We start from the raw sequence: 10,425 nt of genomic DNA, 5'->3' as shown, positions 1-10,425 counted from the left end.
TTCGCAAGACAACCCCAACCAGGGCGTCAGTGGCTTTCCGAGCCAGACCCCGCCAGAACTCCATCCACACACATCATCATCACTGTGGCTTTCGCGACATGCGCGCCGCCGCGGGAAGGCAGGGGCGGAGGGGAATCCGGGACGTCGGGGGACCCGGATCCCCCTCCACGAGTGTCGCGGGTCGCGAGGGGCGCGACCCCCGGGGCTGCTCTAGGTGACGAAGATCAGAAGTGGCAGGGCCGCACACAGTCCGGCTGAGCCGAGATCTCGGCCGAAGCGGACACCGCCGGGGCGGCGAGGGCGACGGCGAGGACGGCGAAGGTCGCGGCCAAGAGGGTCCTCAACTGCTTCTTCATGGTGACTCCTCGGAGAAACGGGCGGAATTCCCACCCGGCGCCGAGCATCCGCGCGACCCGCCGCCGAAACAACGGGGGTATCACTACGTACCCCTACCTAATCGCGGTCCGTGACCGATTCGTCCGGCCCCGTGAGTGTGATCAGAGCCGTAACTCGCGTGTTTCCCGCCGGATCATCGTGTTACGCCTCCAAGCACGCGTGTTACGCCTCCAAGCACGCGAGTTACGCCTTCGAGCACGCGAGTTACGCCTTCGAGCACGCGAGTTACGCCTTCGAGCACGCGAGTTACGCCTCCAAGCACGCGAGTTCGGCCGAAAAATGCCACGAAGGCCCCGTCCACGGTGGTGTGGTGAGGACGGGGCCTCCGCGACGGGCGCACGCCCGACAGCGCTACCGGAGGGGCGCGCGCGTGAAGCGGGTCCGGTGGCGGGGAGCCGCCGCCACCGGACCCGTTGGGCCACACCGTCCCAAACCGGTGTGGAACCCGGCCGCCCCGCGTCAGGTAGAGGCGGCCGGAGCCTGCGTCACCGCGCGGTCAGGTATCGCGCGTACGCGCCGGTGGTGAGGAAGCTCGGCAGCTTCTCGCCCAGCGCGGTCTCGGTGAAGATCTCGTAGGCGTCGCCGAGCCGGTTGCCCTCGCCCAGTTCCGACCGCACCGACGCCAGCTCTTCGTCCAAATAGGACACCGCCAGCTCGCGGGTGAGCGCGATGCCGTCTTCGAGCTTCGTGCCGTTGCGGATCCACTGCCACACCTGGCAGCGGGCGATCTCGGCGGTGGCGGCGTCCTCCATCAGGTTGTGGATCGCCGCCGCGCCCGTGCCGCGCAGCCACGCGTCGATGTAGCGCAGCGCGACGTTGATGTTGGCGCGGACACCCGCTTCGGTGACCTCGCCGCCGGCGCTGGCGACGTCGAGCAGGTCCTCGGCGGTGACGACGACGTCCTCACGGAGCTTGCCGAGCTGGTTGGGCCAGCCGCCGAGCACCTCGTCGAACACCTCGCGGCAGACCGGGACGAGGCCGGGGTGCGCGACCCACGAGCCGTCGAAACCGTCGTTCGCCTCGCGTTCCTTGTCCTGGCGGACCTTCTCGAGCGCGGTCGCGTTGATCTCCGGGTCCTTGCTCGGGATGAACGCGGCCATCCCGCCGATGGCGTGCGCCCCGCGCTTGTGGCAGGTGCGCACCAGCAGTTCGGTGTAGGCCCGCATGAACGGGACGGTCATCGTCACCTGCGCGCGGTCCGGCAGCACGAAGTCCGCGCCGTGCGCGGAGAAGTTCTTGATGACGCTGAAGATGTAGTCCCAGCGGCCGGCGTTCAGCCCGGAGACGTGCTCGCGCAGTTCGTAGAGGATCTCCTCCATCTCGAACGCGGCGGTGATCGTCTCGATCAGCACGGTGGCACGGACGGAACCGCGCGGGATGCCGAGTTCCCGTTGCGCCAGCAGGAAGACGTCGTTCCACAGCCGCGCTTCGAGGTGGTTCTCGAGCTTCGGCAGGTAGAAGTACGGGCCGCTCCCGCGGGCCAGCAGCTGGCGCGCGTTGTGGAAGAAGTAGAGGCCGAAGTCGACCAGGCTCGCCGAGACCGGACGGCCGTCGATACGGATGTGCTTCTCCACCAGGTGCCAGCCGCGAGGGCGGGCGACGATCGTCGCGGGCTCGTCGCCGATCGTGTAGCGCTTGCCCGCCTCGGTGGTGAAGTCGATGTTGCGGCGGATCGCGTCGTACAGGTTGATCTGACCGTCGATGACGTTGTGCCAGGTCGGCGAGGTCGCGTCCTCGAAGTCGGCGAGCCAGACCTTCGCGCCGGAGTTCAGCGCGTTGACCGTCATCTTGCGGTCGGTCGGGCCGGTGATCTCGACGCGGCGGTCTTCGAGACCGGGCGCCGCCGGGGCGACCGACCAGCTGCTGTCGTCGCGGACGGCGCGCGTCTCGGGCAGGAAGCCCAGCGGCTCCTCACCGGACTGGAGCTTCTCGCGGCGCAGACGGCGGGCGTCGAGCAGCTCGCGGCGGCGGCCGGCGAACGCGTTGTCCAGTTTGGCCACGAAGTCCAGTGCGGCCGGGGTGAGGATCTCGTCGAACCGGTCACCGGCAGGTCCGCAGACGTCGATCCGGTAGTTCAGCTTCTCAACCATGGTGTGCCTCCGCTGGGGCTTCGCGAGAGCTAGAAGGGGAAGGGCGGTGGCGGTCTCCCCTGGGAGTCGAGAGACCGCCACCTGGCACCTAATTGCGGGAGATCAGAACTGCTCGGCCTCGGTGGAGCCGGCGAGCGCGGTGGTCGAGCTCTCCGGGTTCAGCGCGGTCGCGACGTTGTCGAACCAGCCGGTGCCGACCTCGCGCTGGTGCTTCGTGGCGGTGTAACCGCGGTCCTCCGAAGCGAACTCGCGCTCCTGCAGGTCGACGTAGGCGGTCATGCCCTCGCGGGCGTAACCGTGCGCCAGGTCGAACATCGAGTAGTTCAAGGCGTGGAAGCCTGCCAGCGTGATGAACTGGAACTTGTAGCCCATGTGGCCGAGCTCGCGCTGGAACTTCGCGATCGTCGCGTCGTCCAGGTGCTTCTTCCAGTTGAACGACGGCGAGCAGTTGTAGGCCAGCATCTGGTCCGGGTACTTGGCCTTGATCGCCTCGGCGAACTGGCGGGCGACCTCGAGGTCCGGCTTGGAGGTCTCCATCCACAGCAGGTCGGCGTACTCGGCGTAGGCCAGACCGCGGTCGATGCAGGGGTCGATGCCGTTGGTGACGTTGTAGAAGCCCTCGGCGGTGCGCTCGCCGGTGACGTACTTGCGGTCACGCTCGTCGACGTCGCTGGTGATCAGCGTGGCGGCCTGCGCGTCGGTGCGGGCGACGATCAGCGACGGCACGTTCAGCACGTCCGCGGCGAGGCGGGCGGCGTTCAGCGTGCGCTCGTGCTGCTTGGTCGGGATCAGCACCTTGCCGCCGAGGTGACCACACTTCTTCTCGGAAGCGAGCTGGTCCTCCCAGTGCACACCCGCGGCACCGGCCGCGATCATGCCCTTCATCAGCTCGAAGGCGTTGAGCGGGCCACCGAAGCCGGCCTCGGCGTCGGCGACGATCGGGGCGTACCAGTCGATGTCGGTGTTGCCCTCGGCCCAGTTGATCTGGTCGGCGCGGCCCAGCGCGTTGTTGATGCGGCGGACGACGGCGGGCACCGAGTTGGCCGGGTAGAGGCTCTGGTCCGGGTAGGTCTGGCCGGAGAGGTTGGCGTCGGCGGCGACCTGCCAGCCCGACAGGTAGATGGCCTTGAGGCCGGCGCGGACCTGCTGCACCGCCTGGTTACCGGTCAGGGCGCCCAGCGAGTGGACGTAGTCCTCGTTGTGCAGGAGGTCCCACAGCTTCTCGGCGCCGCGGCGAGCGAGCGTGTGCTCCTCGACCACGCTGCCGCGCAGCTTGACCACGTCAGCCGCGGAGTACGAACGCTTCACGCCCGCCCAGCGGGGGTCGGTCTCCCACTGCTTGGCCAGTTCGGCGGCCGCCTGCTCCAGCTGCTGCGCGTGCTGAGTCATCGGATTCTCCCGGTGTTGCGAAGTTTGCGAGTGATCGCCTTTCCTGCCAAGACCCTGACATGACTGGGGAAATCCGATCCAGAGCGCCAATTTGCCAATTTCTGCGAAGCTTCCGTAGCATCTTGCAAAGGTTGCGAATCGCAGATTCGCAACCAGAGGCAAAATCCACGGGCTTGACCGTTCACTGAATCGTTCAGGCCCGGAAACCTTGCGGACAGAGAGGCCTCAGTGGACAAAACCTTCGCCGGAGCGAAGCTGCGGCATCTGCGCGAAAGCCGGTCGATGAGCCAGGCCGACCTCGCTCGTGTGCTGGAGATCTCACCCAGTTACCTCAACCAGATCGAGCACAACTCGCGTCCGCTGACCGTCCCGGTGCTCCTTCGCATCACGCAGGCGTTCGGTGTGGACACCGAGTTCTTCGCGAACAACGACACCGCACGCCTCGTCGCGGACGTGAAGGAAGCGCTGCTCGACGAGGTCCTCGGCGTGGACGTCACGAACAGCGAGCTCAACGACCTCGCCACGAATCTGCCGACGATCGCCCAGGCCCTGGTCAAACTGCACCGCAGCTACCGCAACGCCGTGGAGAACACCGCCGCGCTGACCACGGAAAACGGGCTGGGCATGCACGGCAGCGCGGCAGGCTCGCTGCCGCACGAAGAGGTACGCGACTTCTTCTACGAGCGGGAGAACTACGTCGCCGAGCTGGACGAACGCGCCGAACGGATGGCGCACGACATCCCCCTTCAGCGTGGCCAGGTGCTCGCGGCGCTGAAGGAGACGCTGATCCAGCGCTACGGCGTCGACGTCACGAACGAAGGCATCGACGAGACCAACGGCGAACAGCACCGCTACGAACCGGGGCCGCGAGTGCTGCGGCTGGCGCCGAGCCTGCGCGTCGGGCAGCAGGCGTTCCGGATGGCCTCGCAGATCGCGCTGCTCGAATACGACGACCTGATCACCGAACTCGCCGACTCGTGGGCCTTCTCCGGGCCAGCCGCGCGTTCGCTGGCCCGCGTCGGGCTCGCGAACTACTTCGCGGGCGCGCTGATCCTCCCCTATGGACCGTTCCTGGCGAGCGCGGAACGCTTCCGCTACGACATCGAGCGGCTCTGCGACCACTTCGGCGTCGGCTTCGAGACGGTCTGCCACCGGCTCTCGACGTTGCAGCGCCCGAAGAACCGCGGCGTGCCGTTCTCGTTCGTGCGGGTCGACCGGGCGGGGAACATGTCGAAACGCCAGTCCGCCGCGGGTTTCCACTTCTCCCGCGTCGGCGGCGCGTGTCCACTGTGGAACATCTACGAGGCGTTCGCCCAGCCCGGCAAGATCCTCACGCAGATCGCGACCCTGCCCGACGGCAAGAGCTACTTCTGGGTCGCGCGGACGGTGTCCCGCAACATCGGCGGCTACGGCAGCCCCGGCAAGACGTTCACCGTCGGCCTCGGCTGCGAACTGCGGCACGCGAAACGGCTGATCTACTCGACCGGGCTCGACCTCGACGACCGCGCCGCGGCGACCCCGATCGGCATGGGTTGCAAAGTCTGCGAACGTCCGGCCTGCTCGCAGCGCGCGTTCCCGACGATCGGCAAACAGCTGACCGTCGACGAGAACACCAGCACCTTCGTCCCGTACCCGGCGGTGCCCAAGGCGCCTTGAGCCGCCCTGATCTCCCTGGCAGGGTGACCGGCGACGGCCGCGGCCTGTGACGGCGGCCACCGCACTGGGGAGAAAGCATGATCTTGGTGACCGGGGCAGGCGGCAACGTCGGCTCGGAACTGACCTCGATTCTTGCGCGTGGCGGGCATCCCGTCAGAGCGCTGGTCCGGACGCCGCGGCCGTTGCCGGAAGGCGTCGAAGGAGTTACGGGAGATCTCAACGAGCCGTCGAGCCTCAAACCCGCGCTGGAGGGTGTCCGGGCGGTCTTCCTGCTCGGCGGCTACGAGGACATGCCGGGCGCGCTGGCGGTGATGCGGGACGCGGGCGTCGAGCAGGTCACGCTGCTGTCGTCCCGTTCGGTCGTCGGCGGGCACGCGGACAACGCCGTCGCGGGGACGCACATGGCGGCCGAGGCGGCGGTGCGCGCTTCGAAGCTGGCGTGGACCTTCCTGCGGCCGAGCGGGTTCATGTCGAATTCGCTGCAGTGGGTCCCGCAGCTTCGTGCCGGGGACGTCGTCCGCGAGCCGTTCGCGAACGTCCCGGTGGCGACGATCGACCCGTACGACATCGCCGCCGTCGCCGCGGAGTCGCTGACCACGCCGGGACACGAGGGGCTCGCGTACGCCATCACCGGACCGGGTTCGCTCCGGCCCGCCGACCGGCTCCGTGTCCTGAGTGAACTGCTCGGACGGGAGCTGCGCCTCGAACCGCTTTCGGACGCCGAGGCCCGCGTGACGATGAGCGCGGAGATGCCGGAGAAGTACGTCGATGCCTTCTTCCGCTTCTTCGCCGAGGGCGAGTTCGACGACTCGGCGGTCACGGGTGCCGTCCAGGACCTCACCGGACGGGCGCCGCGGCCGTTCGCGACCTGGGCGCGGGCGCATCTTTCCGCGTTCCGCTGAGGTCACGCCGCCGGGTCGCCGACCCGGCCGAGGAACAGCGGCGCCCCGGTGGCCGTGTCGGTGATGACGAAGAGGAACGGGCGATCGACGGTCACGGTGTGCGGCAGCTGCGCGGACACGGCGCGGGCCTCGACCCCCGTGGCGGCCGCGGCTTCGATGCCCTCCTCGTCGACCTGGACGAAGGTCTTGTGCTGCACCGAAGCGATCCGTAGCCGGGCTTCGTCGGTGATACCGCTGAAGTCGGCGCCGGGCCCGAACGCGGCGGGCATGCCCGCCTCCTTGAGCGGCGCCGTCAGGTCCAGCGCGGACCTGACGGTGAACCTGGGCATGGCCAGTTCCACGGTGGACGGCCGGATCTCGCCGAGCAGCGCGGCGATCCCCTTGCCGCGCAAGGCGTCGATCGCGGCCGGCACGATCACCGTGAAGGCCAGCCGTCCGCCACGGTAGGGCAGCGTGACCGCCTGATAGCCCGGCCCTTCGGCGTAGCCCAGCTGAACCTCCGGCTCGGTGCGCATCATCGGCACGGTCACCGTCGCCCCGTCGGCTCGGGTGAACGGCCCGTCCACCGTCCGGTCGCGGGGGAACTCCCGTGCCCAGGGCACTTTCAGGTACAGGGCGTTCGCGAGGACGAGCCTCGTGTCGGCGGTGATCGCCGTCTCCGGGAAGAGGTCGGGGATCCTCCCCTCGGTCTGGTCCGCCACCGTCCGGTTGATGCGCGCACGAGCGCCGCCGGGGTCGGCGACGAAGTCCTCGTCGCTCGTCGCCGTACCGAACCGCGAGCGCAGCACGTCCAGGTACCCGGGCTTGATCCCGAGCCCGCGCTGGATCCAGGCGGTGTTCGACACCTTCAGATCCTCGTGACCGGAGACCGGCGAGGCGAGAGGCACGTCTCCGGAAAGCCGCAGCACCTTCCGGATCTGCGCGGCGGTGTCGCCTTTCGCGCCCGCGCCGACCATCTGCAGCGCGGTGGAGACACTCGCCGGTGACAGCACCAGGTTCTTTTCGCTCGCCAGTGCCGGCGCGGTGAGCAGGTCGAGCCCGAAGGCGTCGGCCGCCTCGACCGCCGCGGCCGTGCCGGACGTCACCTGCTGGGTGACGGGCAGCGGCGCTGGAGGTTCTTCACGGTCGGGTTCCGCACCGCAGGCCGTGAGCAGCACGACGAGGCCGAGCACGAAGCACCGAGTCATGACCGGGAGACGGTCTCCGTGCCCGGTTCGGTTGCACCGGACCACCGGAATGCGGACGTCTCTCCGTCGTGGCCGTGGCCGGTCAGTACATTCAGCATTCGTGCAAGGGATCGAAACGGTGAGCGCCCGAACGGTCGAAGAGGCCGCCAAGCGATTGGCCGGGGTGGTGACCCGCACGCCGCTCGAACCGAACGAGCGGCTCTCGGCGCGGGTCGACGCCCGGGTCTGGCTCAAACGCGAAGACCTGCAGACCGTGCGCTCGTACAAGATCCGCGGCGCGTACAACTTCATCGTCCAGCTCGACGCGGAGCACCGTGAGCGCGGCGTCGTCTGCGCGAGCGCGGGCAATCACGCGCAGGGCGTCGCGTACGCGTGCCGACGACTCGGCGCGAACGGCCGCGTCTACGTTCCCGGCACGACTCCCCGGCAGAAGCGCGAGCGGATCGCGACGCTGGGCGGCTCGCATATCGAAGTCATCGTCGTCGGCGAGACCTACGAAGACGCCTTCAGCGCCGCGAAGCACGACGCCGAGACGACCGGCGCGACGCTGGTCCCCGCGTTCGACGCGCCGGAGACGGTCGCCGGTCAGGGCACGGTCGCGATGGAGGTCGTCGCGCAGCTCGGGTTCATCCCGGACGTGATGGTGGTGCCGGTCGGCGGGGGCGGTCTGCTCGCGGGGATCGCCGCGTGGGCCGCGGAACGGGCGCCGGAGATGCGGATCGTCGGCGTCGAGCCTGCGGGCGCGGCCTGCATGGCGGCCGCGCTGGCGGCCGGTGAGCCGGTGCGGCTCGCGAGTGTCGACACCTTCGTGGACGGCGCGGCGGTAGCGCAGGCCGGAGCGGTGACGTATCCGCTGGTCCGGGACGGCGGGGTCGAGCTCACCGACGTCGCCGAGGGCGCGATCTGCACGGAAATGCTCGCGATGTACCAGTCCGACGGCGTGATCGCCGAACCCGCGGGCGCCCTCGCGACCGCCGCGCTGGGCACGACGGTGAAGATCGATCCCGGGCAGATCGTGGTGTGCGTCGTCTCCGGCGGCAACAACGACGTCAGCCGCTACGGGGAAGTGCTCGAACGGTCGCTGATCCACGAAGGACTGAAGCACTACTTCCTGGTGGGCTTCCCGCAGGAGCCCGGCGCGCTGCGGCGGTTCCTCGACGAGGTCCTCGGGCCGGACGACGACATCACGCGGTTCGAGTACGTGAAACGCAACAGCCGCGAGACCGGTCCGGCGCTGATCGGCGTCGAACTCGCGCGGCCGGGTGACCTCGAAGGCCTGCTGCACCGGTTGGAGACGAGCCCGCTGCAGGTGGAGCGGGTGGAGCCGGGAAGCCCGCTGTTCCATTTCCTGGTCTGAACCTCGGCGGTGGGCCCCTGCCGGAGTTGTCGGTGGTCTGTGGTCCACTGGTCGCCATGGTGAGCAAGGTCGACGGAGTCCGGAGTCTCGATGCGTTGCGCGAGCTGGTCCACAGCGGCGCGGAGCCCGAGTACCAGCTCTTCTACGGCCACACCCCGCTCAAAAGCGGCCGGATCAACGCGGCCTGCCTGAGCCAGTGGTGGCTCGCGCCGTTCGTCGCGGGCGGCGAACGGTACCCGACGGCCGAGCACTACATGATGGCGAGCAAGGCGGAACTGTTCGGCGATCACGAGGCCGCGGCGAACATCCGTCAGGCGCCGGACCCCAAGACCGCCAAGATCCTCGGCCGCGAGGTCACCGGTTTCGACGCCGAGGTCTGGGAGCGGCACCGCTTCGACATCGTCATCGACGGCAACCTCGAGAAGTTCCGCCAGCACGCCGAAGAGCGCGAGTTCCTGCTTTCCACGGGCGACAAGGTGATCGTCGAGGCGTCCAGGATGGACCTGGTCTGGGGCAGCGGCCTCGCCCGCGAAGACAAGAACGCCACCCGCCCCGACTACTGGCGCGGGCAGAACCTCCTGGGCTTCGCGCTCATGGAGGTCCGCGAACAGCTGCGCGGCTAGAACTCGTGAGTTACGCCTCTGATCACGCGAGTTACGCCTTCGATCACGCGAGTTACGAGTCGACGCCCAGGGTTTTCTGCAGTGCCTTGTTCGCCTTGCGCGCCATGTCGGCGACGGCTTCGCGGCGGGCGGCGTCGGCGGCGTAGTCGTCCTGCCGGTTCCGCACCACGCGCGCCGGCGAACCGACGGCGATCGAGTAGTCCGGGATCTCGCCCCGCACCACGGCGTGCGCGCCGAGGACGCAGCCGCGGCCGACCCTGGTGCCCTTGAGCACGGAGACCTTGGTGCCGATCCAGGTGTCCGGCCCGATCCGCACCGGCGATTTCACGATGCCCTGGTCCTTGATCGGGACGGTGATGTCGGTGGTGACGTGGTCGAAGTCGCAGATGTACACCCAGTCCGCGACGAGCGTGGCCGCGCCGAGTTCGATGTCGAGGTAGCCGTTGAGGACGTTCTGCCGCCCGAACACCGCCTTGTCGCCGATGCGCAGCGAACCCTCGTGGCAACGGATCGCGTTGCCGTCGCCGATATGCACCCAGCGGCCGATCTCCAGCCGACCGTAGCCGGGGCGGCAGTGGATCTCGACGTCCTTGCCGAGGAACACCATCCCCCGCAGGATGATGTGCGGGTTCGCGATCCGGAACTTCAGCAGCCGCCAGTAGCGGACCAGGTACCAAGGCGTGTACGCGCGGTTTCGCAGCACCCACCGCAGCGAATCCTTGGTCAGGAACTTCGCCTGACGCGGATCACGACGGGCCTGGCCCCAAGCGCGGAGCCGCGACAGCGCGGGCGCACCCCACATGGACGTCATACCGGTGACCGTAA

At 68.8% G+C, this 10,425-nt stretch carries 9 protein-coding genes; 4 read left to right on the top strand and 5 right to left on the bottom strand.

Translation table 11 applies throughout. The features are described from left to right. Positions 1 to 224: 224 nt before the first annotated feature. The 3 genes from ACFVM3_RS21750 to aceA all read right to left on the bottom strand — a co-directional run bounded on the left by ACFVM3_RS21750 (position 225) and on the right by aceA (position 3,875). The gene (locus ACFVM3_RS21750; protein WP_378441187.1) at positions 225 to 356 is read right to left on the bottom strand and encodes a hypothetical protein; all 132 of its coding nucleotides are present in this window, start codon (positions 354 to 356) and stop codon (positions 225 to 227) included. 525 nt (positions 357 to 881) lie between these two features. After that, entirely contained in the window at positions 882 to 2,486 is a 1,605-nt protein-coding gene (gene aceB / locus ACFVM3_RS21745; RefSeq protein WP_378441185.1) for a malate synthase A, read from the bottom strand. A gap of 102 nt (positions 2,487 to 2,588) precedes the next feature. After that, entirely contained in the window at positions 2,589 to 3,875 is a 1,287-nt protein-coding gene (gene aceA / locus ACFVM3_RS21740) for an isocitrate lyase (protein WP_072030536.1), read from the bottom strand. Positions 3,876 to 4,103: 228 nt separating this feature from the next. Between aceA and ACFVM3_RS21735 the strand changes: the two genes are divergently transcribed. After that, on the top strand, positions 4,104 to 5,531 hold the full coding sequence (locus ACFVM3_RS21735; RefSeq protein ID WP_378441183.1) for a short-chain fatty acyl-CoA regulator family protein: 1,428 nt from the start codon (positions 4,104 to 4,106) through the stop codon (positions 5,529 to 5,531). Between the two features lie 77 nt (positions 5,532 to 5,608). After that, the gene (locus ACFVM3_RS21730) at positions 5,609 to 6,433 is read left to right on the top strand and encodes an NAD(P)H-binding protein (protein WP_378441181.1); all 825 of its coding nucleotides are present in this window, start codon (positions 5,609 to 5,611) and stop codon (positions 6,431 to 6,433) included. Positions 6,434 to 6,435: 2 nt separating this feature from the next. Here ACFVM3_RS21730 and ACFVM3_RS21725 read toward each other — a convergent pair whose 3' ends face one another. After that, a complete protein-coding gene (locus ACFVM3_RS21725) occupies positions 6,436 to 7,620 on the bottom strand; it encodes a serpin family protein (protein ID WP_378441179.1) in 1,185 nt (394 codons plus the stop codon). Between the two features lie 100 nt (positions 7,621 to 7,720). Between ACFVM3_RS21725 and ilvA the strand changes: the two genes are divergently transcribed. Together ilvA and ACFVM3_RS21715 are read left to right on the top strand one after the other, a co-directional pair. Further along, complete coding sequence (gene ilvA, locus ACFVM3_RS21720; protein ID WP_378441177.1) at positions 7,721 to 8,977, top strand: threonine ammonia-lyase IlvA; 1,257 nt, start codon at positions 7,721 to 7,723, stop codon at positions 8,975 to 8,977. Between the two features lie 56 nt (positions 8,978 to 9,033). Further along, the gene (locus ACFVM3_RS21715) at positions 9,034 to 9,600 is read left to right on the top strand and encodes an NADAR family protein (protein ID WP_192743038.1); all 567 of its coding nucleotides are present in this window, start codon (positions 9,034 to 9,036) and stop codon (positions 9,598 to 9,600) included. Between the two features lie 52 nt (positions 9,601 to 9,652). On the opposite strand, the gene ACFVM3_RS21710 is transcribed toward ACFVM3_RS21715, so the two are convergent. Further along, complete coding sequence (locus ACFVM3_RS21710; RefSeq protein ID WP_007031648.1) at positions 9,653 to 10,411, bottom strand: acyltransferase; 759 nt, start codon at positions 10,409 to 10,411, stop codon at positions 9,653 to 9,655. Positions 10,412 to 10,425: the final 14 nt, after the last annotated feature.

Origin of the sequence: Amycolatopsis sp. NPDC057786, assembly GCF_042797905.1 — a bacterium.
Taxonomy (GTDB): Bacteria; Actinomycetota; Actinomycetes; order Mycobacteriales; family Pseudonocardiaceae; genus Amycolatopsis.
Note: the sequence above shows the minus strand (reverse complement) of the source record. Positions and strands in the feature narration are given on the sequence as shown.